The organism is Streptomyces sp. NPDC060035 (genome assembly GCF_042736635.1).
GTDB lineage: Bacteria > Actinomycetota > Actinomycetes > Streptomycetales > Streptomycetaceae > Streptomyces.
This window is the reverse complement of sequence record NZ_JBHWVO010000005.1, coordinates 405,056-419,654: the sequence shown is the minus strand read 5'-3', so window position 1 is coordinate 419,654 and position 14,599 is coordinate 405,056. Positions and strand designations below refer to the sequence as shown.

Annotated in this window: 15 protein-coding genes; 3 read left to right on the top strand and 12 right to left on the bottom strand. The window is 70.1% G+C overall.

Features of this window, described 5'->3' with window-relative positions:
* Positions 1-61 precede the first annotated feature (61 nt).
* Complete coding sequence (locus ACFWBQ_RS11135) at positions 62-2,590, bottom strand: ATP-dependent Clp protease ATP-binding subunit (RefSeq protein WP_385486464.1); 2,529 nt, start codon at positions 2,588-2,590, stop codon at positions 62-64.
* Between the two features lie 429 nt (positions 2,591-3,019).
* Here ACFWBQ_RS11135 and ACFWBQ_RS11130 point away from each other — a divergent pair, with 429 nt between their 5' ends.
* Positions 3,020-3,604, top strand: coding sequence for an SCO3374 family protein (locus tag ACFWBQ_RS11130; RefSeq protein ID WP_385486462.1), 585 nt, complete (start codon positions 3,020-3,022; stop codon positions 3,602-3,604).
* Here ACFWBQ_RS11130 and ACFWBQ_RS11125 read toward each other — a convergent pair.
* The 10 genes from ACFWBQ_RS11125 to ACFWBQ_RS11080 all read right to left on the bottom strand — a co-directional run bounded on the left by ACFWBQ_RS11125 (position 3,583) and on the right by ACFWBQ_RS11080 (position 11,846).
* Positions 3,583-3,918, bottom strand: a complete 336-nt coding sequence (locus ACFWBQ_RS11125) for an Lsr2 family protein (RefSeq protein ID WP_385486460.1) — start codon at positions 3,916-3,918, stop codon at positions 3,583-3,585. The genes ACFWBQ_RS11130 and ACFWBQ_RS11125 overlap by 22 nt on opposite strands.
* A gap of 145 nt (positions 3,919-4,063) precedes the next feature.
* On the bottom strand, positions 4,064-4,645 hold the full coding sequence (locus ACFWBQ_RS11120) for an amino-acid N-acetyltransferase (RefSeq protein ID WP_385486457.1): 582 nt from the start codon (positions 4,643-4,645) through the stop codon (positions 4,064-4,066).
* Between the two features lie 9 nt (positions 4,646-4,654).
* The gene (locus tag ACFWBQ_RS11115; protein ID WP_385486455.1) at positions 4,655-5,089 is read right to left on the bottom strand and encodes a BlaI/MecI/CopY family transcriptional regulator; all 435 of its coding nucleotides are present in this window, start codon (positions 5,087-5,089) and stop codon (positions 4,655-4,657) included.
* Positions 5,090-5,192: 103 nt separating this feature from the next.
* Positions 5,193-5,372, bottom strand: coding sequence for a hypothetical protein (locus ACFWBQ_RS11110; RefSeq protein WP_385486453.1), 180 nt, complete (start codon positions 5,370-5,372; stop codon positions 5,193-5,195).
* Positions 5,373-5,420: 48 nt separating this feature from the next.
* Positions 5,421-6,005, bottom strand: a complete 585-nt coding sequence (locus ACFWBQ_RS11105; protein ID WP_385486504.1) for a hypothetical protein — start codon at positions 6,003-6,005, stop codon at positions 5,421-5,423.
* 140 nt (positions 6,006-6,145) lie between these two features.
* Complete coding sequence (locus ACFWBQ_RS11100) at positions 6,146-6,943, bottom strand: type III pantothenate kinase (RefSeq protein WP_329209795.1); 798 nt, start codon at positions 6,941-6,943, stop codon at positions 6,146-6,148.
* A complete protein-coding gene (gene nadC, locus ACFWBQ_RS11095; RefSeq protein ID WP_385486451.1) occupies positions 6,943-7,992 on the bottom strand; it encodes a carboxylating nicotinate-nucleotide diphosphorylase in 1,050 nt (349 codons plus the stop codon). The genes ACFWBQ_RS11100 and nadC overlap by 1 nt, the downstream gene beginning before the upstream one ends.
* A gap of 88 nt (positions 7,993-8,080) precedes the next feature.
* Positions 8,081-9,853, bottom strand: a complete 1,773-nt coding sequence (locus ACFWBQ_RS11090) for an L-aspartate oxidase (RefSeq protein ID WP_385486449.1) — start codon at positions 9,851-9,853, stop codon at positions 8,081-8,083.
* On the bottom strand, positions 9,850-10,863 hold the full coding sequence (panC, locus tag ACFWBQ_RS11085) for a pantoate--beta-alanine ligase (protein WP_385486448.1): 1,014 nt from the start codon (positions 10,861-10,863) through the stop codon (positions 9,850-9,852). The genes ACFWBQ_RS11090 and panC overlap by 4 nt, the downstream gene beginning before the upstream one ends.
* Entirely contained in the window at positions 10,860-11,846 is a 987-nt protein-coding gene (locus tag ACFWBQ_RS11080) for a Rossmann-like and DUF2520 domain-containing protein (RefSeq protein WP_385486446.1), read from the bottom strand. The genes panC and ACFWBQ_RS11080 overlap by 4 nt, the downstream gene beginning before the upstream one ends.
* A 166-nt stretch (positions 11,847-12,012) precedes the next feature.
* Between ACFWBQ_RS11080 and ACFWBQ_RS11075 the strand changes: the two genes are divergently transcribed.
* A complete protein-coding gene (locus ACFWBQ_RS11075; protein WP_385486444.1) occupies positions 12,013-13,158 on the top strand; it encodes a threonine aldolase family protein in 1,146 nt (381 codons plus the stop codon).
* Positions 13,159-13,218: 60 nt separating this feature from the next.
* On the opposite strand, the gene ACFWBQ_RS11070 is transcribed toward ACFWBQ_RS11075, so the two are convergent.
* On the bottom strand, positions 13,219-13,377 hold the full coding sequence (locus tag ACFWBQ_RS11070) for a hypothetical protein (RefSeq protein WP_385486442.1): 159 nt from the start codon (positions 13,375-13,377) through the stop codon (positions 13,219-13,221).
* Positions 13,378-13,481: 104 nt separating this feature from the next.
* Here ACFWBQ_RS11070 and ACFWBQ_RS11065 point away from each other — a divergent pair, with 104 nt between their 5' ends.
* Positions 13,482-14,594: a DUF5937 family protein gene (locus ACFWBQ_RS11065; protein ID WP_385486502.1), complete on the top strand. Its 1,113-nt coding sequence runs from the start codon at positions 13,482-13,484 to the stop codon at positions 14,592-14,594.
* Positions 14,595-14,599 lie beyond the last annotated feature (5 nt).

The window sequence follows — 14,599 nt, the reverse complement described above, 5'->3', positions numbered from 1 at the left end:
GGCCCCGGACCGTCGACCGGTCCGGGGCAGCCCCTTCTGCATGCTCAGGCGCTAGGCGCCCTTACGCTTCCTTCGTCAGGTTCGGGCCGGCGCCACCAGCCGCCTGCTCGATCGGCGGGACGTCGGGCAGTGCCGACTTCTCCTCGCCGCGGAACGAGAACTTCTTCTCGTCCCCCTCGCCCTCCGTGTCCACGACCACGATGTGACCGGGGCGCAGCTCACCGAAGAGGATCTTCTCGGAGAGGATGTCCTCGATCTCGCGCTGGATCGTCCGGCGCAGCGGCCGGGCACCCATCACGGGGTCGTAGCCCTTCTTCGCCAGCAGCGACTTGGCGTTCGGGCTGAGCTCGAGGCCCATGTCGCGGTCCTTGAGGCGCTCATCCACCTTGTCGACCATGAGGTCGACGATCTGGATGATGTCTTCCTCGGTGAGCTGGTGGAAGACGACCGTGTCATCGACACGGTTGAGGAACTCGGGCCTGAAGTGCTGCTTGAGCTCTTCGTTGACCTTGACCTTCATCCGCTCGTAGTTCGTCTTCACATCGCCCTGGGCGGCGAAGCCCAGGTTGAAGCCCTTGGAGATGTCCCGGGTCCCGAGGTTGGTCGTCATGATGATGACCGTGTTCTTGAAGTCCACGACCCGGCCCTGGGAGTCGGTCAGACGACCGTCTTCCAGAATCTGGAGCAGGGAATTGAAGATATCGGGGTGGGCCTTCTCGACCTCGTCGAAGAGGACGACGGAGAACGGCTTGCGGCGCACCTTCTCGGTGAGCTGGCCGCCCTCCTCGTAGCCCACGTAACCGGGGGGCGAACCGAAGAGGCGGGAAACCGTGTGCTTCTCGCTGAACTCCGACATGTCGAGGGAGATCAGCGCGTCCTCGTCACCGAAGAGGAATTCGGCGAGCGTCTTGGAGAGCTCGGTCTTACCGACACCGGACGGGCCGGCGAAGATGAACGAGCCACCGGGGCGCTTCGGGTCCTTCAGGCCTGCTCGCGTACGGCGGATCGCCTGCGAGAGGGCCTTGATGGCGTCCTTCTGGCCGATGACGCGCTTGTGGAGCTCGTCCTCCATGCGCAGCAGACGCGAGGACTCCTCCTCCGTCAGCTTGAAGACCGGGATACCGGTGGCGGTGGCCAGGACTTCGGCGATGAGCTCGCCGTCGACCTCGGCGACGACATCCATGTCGCCGGCCTTCCACTCCTTCTCCCGCTTGGTCTTCGCCGCCAGCAGCTGCTTCTCCTTGTCCCGGAGGGACGCTGCCTTCTCGAAGTCCTGGGAGTCGATCGCCGACTCCTTGTCGCGGCGCACGCCCGCGATCTTCTCGTCGAACTCGCGGAGGTCCGGCGGCGCGGTCATCCGGCGGATACGCATCCGTGAGCCGGCCTCGTCGATCAGGTCGATCGCCTTGTCCGGCAGGAAGCGGTCCGAGATGTAGCGGTCGGCCAGGGTGGCGGCCTGGACCAGCGCCTCGTCCGTGATGGAGACCCTGTGGTGGGCCTCGTAGCGGTCGCGCAGACCCTTGAGGATCTCGATGGTGTGCGGCAGCGACGGCTCCGCGACCTGGATGGGCTGGAAGCGGCGCTCGAGCGCGGCGTCCTTCTCCAGGTGCTTGCGGTACTCGTCGAGCGTCGTGGCACCGATGGTCTGGAGCTCGCCTCGCGCCAGCATGGGCTTGAGGATGCTCGCCGCGTCGATCGCGCCCTCGGCTGCGCCCGCACCCACCAGGGTGTGGAGCTCGTCGATGAACAGGATGATGTCGCCGCGGGTTCGGATCTCCTTGAGGACCTTCTTCAGGCGCTCCTCGAAGTCACCGCGGTAGCGGGAACCTGCGACCAGCGCACCGAGGTCGAGGGTGTAGAGGTGCTTGTCCTTGAGGGTCTCGGGCACCTCGCCCTTGACGATGGCCTGTGCCAGGCCCTCGACGACCGCCGTCTTGCCGACGCCGGGCTCGCCGATGAGAACAGGGTTGTTCTTGGTCCGGCGGGACAGCACCTGCATGACCCGCTCGATCTCCTTCTCGCGCCCGATGACCGGGTCGAGCTTGGACTCACGAGCGGCCTGGGTGAGATTCCGGCCGAACTGGTCGAGCACCAGGGACGTGGAGGGCGTGCCCTCCGCGGGGCCGCCCGCAGTGGCCGCCTCCTTGCCTCCCGAGTACCCGGAGAGCAGCTGGATGACCTGCTGCCGCACCCGGTTCAGGTCGGCGCCCAGCTTCACGAGGACCTGGGCTGCGACGCCCTCGCCCTCACGGATCAGGCCGAGCAGGATGTGCTCGGTGCCGATGTAGTTGTGGCCGAGCTGAAGGGCCTCACGGAGCGACAGCTCCAGGACCTTCTTCGCCCGGGGAGTGAAGGGGATGTGCCCGGACGGGGCCTGCTGGCCCTGACCGATGATCTCCTCCACCTGCTGGCGGACCGCCTCGAGCGAAATCCCGAGGCTCTCCAGGGCCTTAGCGGCGACACCCTCACCCTCGTGGATCAGGCCCAGGAGGATGTGCTCGGTGCCGATGTAGTTGTGGTTGAGCATCCGGGCTTCTTCCTGAGCCAGGACGACAACCCGCCGCGCGCGGTCGGTGAACCTCTCGAACATCGTTAATCGCTCCTCAGAGCGGTCAGGCAGTAAGGGGTAGGTCCCCTCCCTGTCCTTCCGCAGCTTAGTCCCGCAAGCGGGGACCGCTCATTTCAACTGCCGACACCCGTCGATGGCCTCCTGCCCCGAACGCCGACAACTGCTCCAACCCGATGGTGCGAGACGATGTTCCCGCAGGCCAGGCAGATAGCCCTTTCGCCAGTACGCCGATGGCGAACGTGAGACGTTTTTGCCTGCGTGTCGCCCCTTCCCACTAGGGATGTCTTACCCGCACTCACTGACAGTCCATGCGGCGCACCCCCGTTCCCTCCGCTACGGGCGAACAACTACACGCTGCCGAATGCTCCCGTACGCCCCCATCACGGACACGAAGAGCAGTCGATCATGAACTGTGCGTAACCCGCGACCCCGTTCGACGGTTCATCGGTCATGGTTCCCACCGTCCCGCCTCCCCGCTCGTCGCCCGAAGCCGACGCCTGCGCACAGTGGTACGCACGCGAGCTCGACTGGGCCACGGCGGGAACAGCACCCGTGCAGTTGCTGACCGGGCTGCGCTTCGACGTGCTGGAACTGCCTGCCGCGGCGGGTCACGCGGCGCTGCGCCGGGTGGGGCGCACCGGTCCCGTGGCACTGGCCGGGCAGCGGATGTGGCTGCTGGTGGCCGCCGGGAGCGCCGACGAGGTGCCGGGACTGCTCGACTGGCTGGAGTGGGGCGGCATCGCTCTCGCCATGGCCGCCATCGGCACGGGCGGGCACATCGACGCCCCTGCGCCGCCCGGCAGGGCGGGGAGCTCGTCGGGGGCCGCGTTCTGGCTGCGGCCCCCCGAACCGCGCCAGGATGTGGAGCCGCAGCTCCCGGCTCTGGCCGGCCTCGGGAGCAGGGGTGGGGATACTCCCGATCTCGTACGACTGGTGGACGCGGCAGCGACGGAATGCCACCGGGTCCGGCTCACGCGTGCCCGGACGCACCTGTTGACCGATCGGCCGACAGGTCAGCCGTTGGCCTTCTCGTAAGCCTCACGGATCTCGGCGGGAACGCGACCGCGGTCATTCACATTGTGACCGTTCTCGCGGGCCCACTTACGGATCTCCGCAGTGTCCTTGTTGCCACCCGCAACGGCGCGGCCCTTGCCGCGGCCGGTCGCTGCGCGGCCACCCGTACGGCGGCCACTCCGGGCGTACGGCTCAAGAAGACCACGGAGCTTGTCCGCGTTGGTCGTGGTGAGGTCGATCTCGTACGTCTTGCCATCCAGAGCGAACGTCACTGTCTCGTCCGCCTCGCCACCGTCGAGGTCGTCAACAAGAAGGACCTGAACCTTCTGTGCCACCGGATTTCCTTTCATCGAAAAATTGAGTACGCGGAAAGGAAACCGCTTTTCCCGAGAAAACACAAACCCCTGGGAGACGTTCAGTAGCACAAGAACACGGGAAACGTGCGCGATTCGGACATAGGGTTCCGGCATCTTGTGCCGATCACAGGTGCAGAAGCATCCGACTGTTGCCCAAGGTGTTCGGCTTCACTCGTTCGAGGCCGAGGAACTCGGCGACACCCTCGTCATAGGAACGCAGCAGCTCGCTGTAGACATCTCCGTCGACCGGAGTCTCTCCGATCTCGGTGAAGCCATGCTTCGCGAAGAAGTCCACTTCGAAGGTGAGACAGAAAACCCGGCGGACGCCGAGCCAGCGTGCGGTCTGCAAGAGCTTGTCCAGAACTTGGTGCCCCACTCCGGCGCCCTTGATGCTGTGGTCGACGGCGAGAGTACGCACTTCGGCGAGGTCTTCCCACATCACGTGGAGTGCACCGCAGCCGATGACACGGGCGTCCTCATCACGTTCGGCCACCCAGAACTCCTGGATGTCCTCGTAAAGGGTCACCGTTGCTTTGTCGAGCAGGATGCCTTCGGCGACGTAGCCGTCAAGCAGGCCGCGGACGGACGCCACATCGCTCGTCCTGGCACGCCGAACGGTGATGGCGGGTTTTCCGACCGACGGGTCGGTAGGAAAATCTGTATGCGGCTCGGTATGCGGCGCGGTTTGCGGCAGCTCTGAGGACATGCCCCGACGCTATCGCCCGGTCTCCGGTGGTGCTTCATCGGCCGGGACGTCGTCATCCGGCGGAGTTGCGGACGGTTCGGGGAAGACCGGCGAGACCATGCGCACCGCATCCTGGAGAGCCTCGCGCTGCTCGGCGGACATCATGCCGAAGAAGGCGACCAGAGCAGCGGCCGGGTTGTCACTGAGGGACCAGGCTTCGTTCATCAGTGCGGCCGAGTACGCGGCCCGGGTGGAGACGGCCGTATATCGATATGCCCGGCCATCCACTTCTCGGCGTACCCAGCCCTTCTGATGGAGATTGTCCATTACCGTCATCACGGTCGTGTATGCGATGGACCTCTCCTGCTGAAGGTCCTCGAGAACTTCCCGCACGGTGACCGGACGGTTCCATTGCCAGACCCGTGTCATCACGGCGTCTTCCAGCTCTCCCAATTGGCGCGGCACGGCGTCACCTTAGTGCTAGATGTCTGGAATGGGTCATTTATCGAGACGGCAAAAGGGCGCACAGCTCCTCAGGAGCCGTACGCCCTTCTTGCTCTGGTCCGGATCAGACGCCGTCGGCCCGCGGGGCCTGCTGCACCGATTCGGCGCGGGCGGCCGCCGCATCCACGGCCGCGTCCTCCTTGGCCTTGTTCGGACCGCCCTGGCTCTTGACGATCGTCACGACAAGGCCGATGAAGAAGGCGGCCATCACCACGGGGGGCACGAGCGCGGATACGTAGTCCATGCCGTCCAGGGTAGCGAGCCCGGCATTCCGGTCTCTCCCGGGCACCCCTCAGGACACGGCGCGTTCCTCGGGCGGGGGTGCGGGCGCGGGGCGGCGCCGGGGCGGGAAGACTTCGGACGGCTTGGGTGCGGGGCGCTCACCGGGGGCCGGCGCCGCGGGCCGGGCCGGAGGCCGGGGACGCTCGGGCTCCTTGGCCGCCGCCAGACCACCGGGCAGGGCGAGCAGCCGGCTGCGCTGCGCGGGCGCCGTCACGGGCACGGCACGTCCGGCGAGGCGGGCCCGCACCGAGCGTTCCGCAAGCACCTGGCAGCGCTCCAGGAGCGCCGCCGCCACGGGTCCGGCCCGCAGTGCGCGCAGGGCCACCAGGTCGTCGGGGCGAGGGTCGTAGCCGGCGGCAAGGGCGTCCTGGAGGAGCTCCAGGTACCCGCTGAGCGAGCCGGGGAGGGCGTCGCGGTACCGGGCGAGATCGGCGAGGAGGAACGCGCGCAGCCTGCCTGCCTCGCTCACCGCCTCGTCCACCGCGCCGGCGAGCCGCAGGCAGTCCTGGACGTCGTCTTCCGGCAGGGGCGTGGGGTGGAGGGCATGGGCGAGAGCACGTCGGAGCACCCGCAGCTCGTCCGCACCGAACGCCATGCCGCCGCGTGATCCGTAGGGCGTGGGCATGACGCGACAATACGTGCTAAATAGACAAAATCCGCTTAACTGGCCGCCCGGCGGCGCGCCGTACTTCGAGGCGCCGCCGCGTCGTTCCCGCAGGTGACCGCGGGCGCGCCCTACATCCGAGCGATGTTGCGCTCGTACACGAGACGAAGGCCGATGAGCGTGAGCCAGGGTTCGTGCTCGTCGATGACGGAGGACTCCCCCAACACCATCGGAGCAAGGCCGCCCGTCGCAATGACGGTGACCTCGTCGGGGTCGGCCGCCAGCTCCTTCTTCATCCGCTCGACAACGCCGTCGATCTGGCCCGCGAAGCCGTACACGATGCCGGACTGCATGGCTTCGACGGTGTTCTTCCCGATCACGCTGCGGGGCCTGGCCAGCTCGATCTTGCGGAGCTGGGCGCCCTTCACCCCGAGTGCTTCCACCGAGATCTCGATACCGGGCGCGATCACACCGCCCGTGTACTCACCGCGGGCGGACACCGCGTCGAAGGTGGTGGCCGTGCCGAGGTCGACGACGATCGCGGGACCGCCGTAGAGCTCGACGGCGGCGACGGCGTTGACGATGCGGTCCGCGCCGACCTCCTTCGGGTTGTCCGTCAGGACCGGCACGCCCGTCTTGACCCCCGGCTCCACGAGGACCGCGGGGACATCGCCGTAGTAGCGGCGGGTGACCTCGCGCAGCTCGTGCAGAACGGCGGGCACCGTCGAGCAGATCGCGATGCCCTCGATTCCGTCGCCCAGCTCCACGCCGAGCAACGGGTGCATGCCCATCAGCCCCTGGAGCAGCACGGCGAGCTCGTCGGCGGTGCGGCGGGCGTCGGTGGAGATCCGCCAGTGCTCGACGATCTCCTCGCCGTCGAACAGGCCGAGGACCGTGTGGGAGTTGCCGACGTCGATGGTGAGCAGCATCAGGCGCCGGCCCCGTCGGTGGGTGCCTCGGTGTCGCGGAAGTCCAGGCCGATGTCGAGGATCGGCGAGGAGTGCGTGAGCGCCCCGACGGCCAGGTAGTCGACGCCCGCCTCGGCGTAGGCGCGGGCGGAGCCGAGGGCGAGGCGGCCCGAGGACTCCAGCACCGCACGGCCGCCGACGAGGGCGACCGCTTCGGCGGTCCCGGACGGGGTGAAGTTGTCCAGCAGGATCAGATCGGCGCCCGCGTCGAGCACTTCGGCGACCTGTTCCAGGGTGTCGACCTCGACCTCGATGGCGAGCTCGGGGAACGCCTCCCTGACGCGCTTGAACGCCTCGGCGACACCACCCGCCGCGATCACGTGGTTGTCCTTGACCAGGGCCGCGTCCACGAGAGACATGCGGTGGTTGACGCCGCCACCGCAGCGCACCGCGTACTTCTCCAGGGCACGCAGTCCGGGAGTCGTCTTGCGGGTGTCACGGACCTTGGCCTTCGTACCTTCGAGCACATCGGCCCAGGCCCGGGTCGCGGTCGCGATCCCGGAGAGCCTGCACAGCAGGTTGAGCGCGCTGCGCTCGCCGGTGAGCAGATCACGGGTGCGGGTGGTGACGGTGAGCAGCTTCTGGCCGGGCACGACGCGATCGCCGTCCTCGACGTGGCGCTCGACCTCGAACTCGTCCGTGCAGACGATGGACAGGACGGCCTCGGCAACGCGCAGACCTGCGACGACACCGGCCTCGCGGGCGGTGAAGTCACCGGTGGCCACGGCCTCCTCGGAGACGGTCGCCACGGTCGTGACGTCCACCCCGCCGTCGAGGTCCTCCTCGATGGCGACATGGGCGATGTCCTCGACCTGGACGGGGTCCAGGCCCGCGTCGGCGAGCAGCTGGGCCAGCGCGGGGTCCAGGCCGCACTCCAGGCCGTCCGGGTCGTAGCCGTCGCCGCAGCCGCAGCCGTCGCCGCAGCCGCCCCCGGACGCGGCGGGCGCGCCGATGTGGATCAGCGGTACGTCCACGGGTGTGGGGCGCGGATTCTCTTCGGGCGTGCTCACGGTTACGGCTCCTCGGGGGCGTCGGCGGGTGATTCGGGGTACTGCTCGGAGTTGCTGCGCAATCTGCTGGGCGTCGTGCTGTCGCCGCTCAGTCTGCTGAATCCTCGGGGCGTACGGGCGGGAATGCGGCGCTGTCCGTACGACGGACGACGAGGCGCCGGTCCGGGGCGATCCGGACGACGAGGTGACGGCGCCAGTCCGCGTCGTCGCGGTCGGGCCGGTCCTCGCGCCAGTGGCAGCCGCGGGTCTCCTCGCGCTCCTGGGCGGCAGCGACCAGAACCCGCGAGACGAGAAGCAGATTGGTGGCCTCCCACGCCTCCACACCGGGAACGGCGTCCTTGGGACCGGTCACGGTGGTGTCCACTGCGGTGGCTGCGGTCTGCTGGAGGGAATCCAGTTCCTCGGCCGCACGGTCGAGGCTGGCGGCGGAGCGGATGACTCCGGCACCCCTCGTCATGATCCGCTGGATCTCTGTCCGGGACTCGGCGGTGAGGAGCGGGGCGGGCTCCGACGTGGGCCCGGGAGCGCCGGGGACGGCCGCCCCGGTCCCGGCAGGCTTCGGCAGGTCCTGTTCCCGGTCCCGGCCGTGATCCCGGCCCGCGGGCACGTCCTGCGCCCGATCCGTCACGATGTCCGCCGCGATGCGTTCGGCGAAGACCAGGCCCTCCAGGAGGGAGTTGGACGCGAGCCGGTTCGCGCCGTGCACTCCCGTGCAGGCGACCTCTCCGCAGGCGTACAGGCCGGGAACCGTCGTACGGCCCCGGAGGTCGGTGCGGACACCGCCCGAGGCGTAGTGCGCGGCCGGAGCCACCGGGATCGGCTCCGTCACCGGGTCGATGCCGTGGGCCCTGCAGGCGGCCAGAATCGTCGGGAAGCGCTGCTCCCACATCTCGGCGCCGAAGTGACGGGCGTCGAGATACATGTGCTCGGTGCCGAGAAGGTGCATCTGGCGGGTGATGGCCTTGGCGACGATGTCGCGCGGGGCCAGCTCGGCCAGCTCGTGCTGCCCCAGCATGAAGCGCGTGCCGGAGGCGTCGACGAGATGGGCGCCCTCACCCCGTACCGCTTCCGACACCAGCGGCTGCTGACCCTCGGAGTCGGCGCCGAGAAACAGGACGGTCGGGTGGAACTGGACGAACTCGAGGTCGGAAACCTCCGCACCCGCCCGCAGCGCGAGGGCCACCCCGTCACCGGTGGAGACCGGCGGGTTGGTGGTGGCCGAGAAGACCTGGCCCATGCCGCCGGTCGCGAGGACCACCGCAGGGGCGCGGACCGCACCGACGCCGTCGTGCTGGCCCTCGCCCATGACGTGCAGGGTGACGCCCGCGGTACGGCCTTCGGCATCGGTGAGCAGGTCGAGGACCAGGGCGTTCTCGACGGTGTGCAGGGCTGCCGAGCGGACCGCTTCGACCAGGGCGCGGGAGATCTCGGCGCCCGTGGCGTCTCCGCCCGCGTGCGCGATGCGGCGGCGGTGGTGTCCGCCCTCACGGGTCAGGGCGATGGCGCCGGTGGCGGTGGTGTCGAAGTGCGCGCCGGTTTCGATCAGCCGGCGTACGGCGTCGGGGCCCTCGGTCACCAGGGTCCGCACCGCCGTCTCGTCGCACAGGCCGGCGCCCGCGACCAGGGTGTCGTCGAGGTGCTGCTCGGGGGTGTCGCCCTCGCCGAGAGCAGCGGCGATGCCGCCCTGCGCCCAGCGGGTGGAGCCGTCGTCGAGGCGGGCCTTGGTGACGACGACCGTGGCGAGACCGGCCGCGGCGCAGCGCAGGGCAGTGGTGAGACCGGCCACGCCGGAGCCGACCACTACGACGTCCGCGTCGATGGCCCAGCCGGGGGCGGGGGCGGTCAGCCGTATTCCGGTCACGTCAAGGCTCCGAGGGTCAGCGGGATGTTGTCGATCAGACGGGTGGCACCCACCCGCGCCGCGACGGCGAGGACCGCCTCGCCGCTGTCGCGGTCGTCGGGGATCTCGGTGAAGTCGGCGGGGTCCACGAGCGCCAGGTAGTCCAGGGCGAGCGGCACCGCCTCCTCGGCCGCCTCGGCAAGGACGGCCTGCGCGGCAGCCCGTACCGCGGCCGGTCCGACCGTCGGCCGGGCCAGCGCCACGGCCTGGCTGTCGGCGGCCGCGCGGGCCTCTCCGAGCTTCGTGAGCCCGGCGGCCCGGCCCTCCCGCTCGGGGACTGTCTGTGCGCGGGCGTGCAGCGCCTGCTGGGCGGCCAGCCGGTCGCGGGCCGCGAACAGGGCCCTGGGGAGAGCGAGCGCGGTGTGGCGTTCGTCGGCGGAGAGGAACCGGTTGCGGCTGGAGAGCGCGAGGCCGTCCGGGTCGCGGACCGTGGGCACGCCGACGATGTCGACGCCGAAGTTGAGGTCGCGCACCATGCGGCGGATGAGCGCCAGCTGCTGGGCGTCCTTCTGCCCGTAGAACGCCGTGTCGGGCCGGGTGAGGTGGAGGAGCTTGGCGACGACGGTGAGCATGCCGTCGAAGTGCCCGGGGCGCGAGGCGCCTTCAAGACGCTCGCCCATGGGGCCTGCGGCGATCCTGACCTGGGGTTCACCGCCCGGGTACACCTCGTCGACGAAGGGCGCGAAGACCGCGTCGGCACCTGCCGCCGCGGCAAGCGCGAGGTCGGCGTCCAGGGTGCGGGGGTAGCGGTCGAGGTCGGCGGCCTCGCCGAACTGGAGCGGGTTGACGAACACGGTGGCGACGACCTGTCCACCGGGCCCCGCGGCGGCCCGCGCCGTACGGATCAGGGTGGCGTGGCCGTCGTGCAGCGCGCCCATCGTCATGACGACGGCGCGCTGCGCACCGGCCGGCCGGTGCAGGGCGTCCAGCTCCGCCGCGGTGCGCAGAAGAGTGGCAGGTGCGGTGCTCATCGGGCCTCCCCCGGCCCGGGCTCGTCCGTGCCGTCCATGCCGTTCGATCCGTTCACGCCACCGGCCGCGTTCGCACTGTCCGACAGGACATCGAGGAGATCCTCGGCGAACTCCGGCTTGAGCAGACCATGGGCCAGCGCCCGGTCGGCCGTGGTGCGGGCCATCGCGAGATATCCGGCCACTGCCTGCGGGGCGTGCCTGCGCAGCTCGGCGATGTGCGCGGCCACCGTGCCCGCGTCGCCCCGGGCCACGGGGCCGGTCAGGGCGGCGTCACCGGAGCGCAGGGCGTTGTCGAGGGCGGCGCCGAGCAGCGGGCCGAGCATCCGGTCGGGTGCGGAGACTCCCGCTTTCTGCAGCAGCTCCATGGACTGGGCAACCAGGGTGACCAGGTGATTCGCTCCGAGGGCCAGCGCCGCGTGATAGAGCGGACGGGACTCCTCCGCAATCCATTCGGGCTCCCCGCCCATTTCGATGACGAGCGCCTCGGCGGCGAGCCTGAGCTCCTCGGGGGCGGTGACCCCGAAGGAACAGCCGGCCAGCCGCTGGACGTCGACGGAACTGCCGGTGAAGGTCATGGCCGGATGCAGGGCGAGCGGGAGGGCTCCCGCCCGCAGTGCGGGGTCGAGCACCTTCGTCCCGTACCGCCCGGACGTGTGGACGATCAGTTGGCCCGGCCGCACGGCACCGGTCTCGGCCAGGCCTTCGATCAGGCCGGGCAGCGCGTCGTCGGGGACGGTCAGCAGCACGAGCTCGGCGCGCGCGAGGACCTCGGCGGGCGTGACGAGGGGTACGTCGGGGAGCAGAGCGGCGGCCCGGCGCACGGATGCGTCGGAGACGCCCGAGACCGCGACCGGGCGGTGCCCGGCGAGCTGCAGCGAGGCGGCGAGGGCGGGGCCGACCCGTCCCGCGCCGACGACGCCGACGGTGAGACGGGCGGGGCGGTCCCTGGCGTCGAGGGATTCCTTGGAAACAGATGCGTTCACGCGGCGATGGCCTTCCGTTCCAGTCCGCGGGGGGTACCGGACGATTTCTCTGCATGCTACGCCAGCGTTTCGCGACACCCCCCGGCTGTCCACAGCCTGTGGGTAACTCCGGGCTGCCACAGAAAACGAGGTGGGCTGTGTCAGCGGTCCGGGTGATGATCGTCCCATGGCAGTCACCGATGAGCAGAAGCAGCGGCACCGCAGGCTGACCGCATGGAAGCGGTCCACAAGGGTGCTCGCCCGGGCGTCCGCCGACCACACCCTGGGCGAGCGGCTGGCGGCGCTGGCCGCCGACGCAGGGGCGGTCCACGACCTGGGCGAGTGGACGGATGTGTACGGCGACGGGGTCGTCGCCGAGGTGGAGCGGCGGACTGCGGATCTGCTGGGCATGGAGGCCGCGGCGTTCTTCCCGACCGGGACGATGGCGCAGCAGGTCGCACTGCGCTGCTGGGCGGGGCGTACGGGGAATCCGGTCGTGGCGCTCCACCCGCTCTCCCATCCCGAGATGCACGAGGGGGGTGCGCTCACCTCGGTGAGCGGGCTGCGCACGGTGCATCCGACGTCCGCGCCGCGGCTGCCGACGGCGGACGAGATCAGGGACTTCCCCGAGCCGTTCGGCACACTCATGCTGGAGCTCCCGCTGCGCGATGCCGGCTTCGTCCTGCCCACCTGGGAGGAGCTGGAGGCGGTCGTCGCCGCCGCGCGGGAGCGGGACGCGGTCGTGCATCTCGACGGAGCCCGGCTGTGGGAGTGCACACCCCACTTCGGGCGCGGTCTGCCGGAGATCGCGGGGCTCGCCGACAGTGTGTACGTGTCGTTCTACAAGTCTCTGGACGGATTGTCCGGTGCGGTGCTCGCCGGCCCCGAATCGCTGGTCGACGAGGCGCGGACCTGGCGCCACCGGTACGGCGGTCAGGTCTTCCAGCAGTACCCGGCGGCGCTCTCGGCGCTGCTGGGCCTGGAGCGGGAGCTGCCGAGGCTGCCCCAGTACGTGGCGCACGCGAAGGTGGTCGCAGGGGCGCTGACGGAGGGTTTCGCGGACAGTGCCGTGCCGTGGTTCCGGGTGCAGCCGGAACCACCGCACACGCACCAGTTCCAGGTGTGGCTGCCGTACGGGACACAGGCGCTGGACGAGGCGTCGGTGCGGCAGGCCGAAGAGACGGGCGTGACGCTGTTCCGCCGGTGGTTCGCGGGGCCGGCAGGGCCGCCCGGGGTCTCGCACACCGAGGTCACGGTGGCTGCGCCGGGGCTGGAGTGGACGGTGGGGGATGTGCGGGATGCGGTGGCGGAGTTCGTGCAGCGCCTGGAGTAGGGCAGCAGAAACGGGGGCGTCCGGTGGCCGTGCTCCCCTCGATCGCCGGACGGGCTTTCCTCAGGCGATGCGCCGGCTCTGCCCTGCGGTCCAGACGTGGAAGCGCCTGCGCAGGTCGCGCAGGACGTCCCGGTCGTGGCGGCCGGGCAGCGGGGGTGGTGCCTCACCGTGCTGCGCCGCGCGATAGCTGTCGAGCATGTGCTGCTGAACGATGTCCATGTATCCAGCGTGAACCCGTTCCCCGCGCTCCGCCCGTGGATTGACGGCGCCTGTCAAATGGCGCCCGGCCCCGCCCTCGTACCCCGCACTATGGACGGGTGAGCGTGCACATAGACATCGCGGGCCTGCCCCCCGAACGCATCCATTTCGAGATCTCGCCCCTCGCCGAGCTGGGGCTTGCCCTGCATGCGCTCTCCGAGCCCGGGCACCATCCCGGCCTCCACGGCTGGGCGACCGCGACGTCCGCAGCTCTTGAGCCCGACCTCGCGGACCGGCTGCACGAGGCCGATTTCCTCTGGCGCAACACCTTCTCCGACGTCTTCATGCCGTTCGCCGGTGTCCGCGGCGGCGACGGCCGGACCGGTGCGAGCCTCGCCGAGGACCTGGACATCCTCGACAGGCTGGATGACGAGCGCTTCGTCACCGCGGCCCTGGAGTTCACGTGCGCGAGCCTGTACGGGACGGGCACACCGTCCCCGCTCGGCAATGCCACGATGCGGGCCCGCGCGCTGGACATGGCGGCGGCCAGGGGCCCGAAGCAGGTGGAGTTCACCCAGCAGCTGCTCGCCGACCCCGGCTCCGTACGCAGCTGGGTGCGTCGCCTCTTCGAGGACTGCGACCAGGCTTTCTTCGCGGACACCTGGCAGCGGGTCCAGGTCCAGCTGGCCGCCGACGCCCGGCACAAGACCGAGCTGCTGCGGCGCAAGGGCCTCGACGAGGCGGTCGGCGCGGTCTCGGCCGCGCTGTCGCTCGACGAGGACGCGAGCAGGATCAGCGTCGACAAGCTGACCGAGGGCCGGACGAATGCCGCCGACCCTGCCGTCGGGGCAGGGCTCACCCTCATCCCGACCAGCTTCGGCTGGCCCCATCTGATGGTGCTCCACGCCCCGGGCTGGCGGCCGGTGATCCACTACCCGGTGCACCGCCCCGAGCTGCCCTCGCCCGCCTCCGTGGAGCTGCTCCAGCTGCGGATGGAAGCCCTGGCCCACCCGATGCGGATGCGCCTGTGCCGCAACCTCGCCCGTTCCCCGTACACCACCGGTGAACTCGCCGACTCCCACAGCATCACGGCGCCCGAGGTCTCCCGGCACCTGGCCGTGCTCAAGAAGGCGGGCCTGGTCACGACGCGCAGGCGCGGCCGGTACGTACTGCACTCACTGGACCTGACCGTGGTGGCCCGGCTCGGCAGCGACTTCCTGGAAGGTGTGCTGCGGTAGCCGCG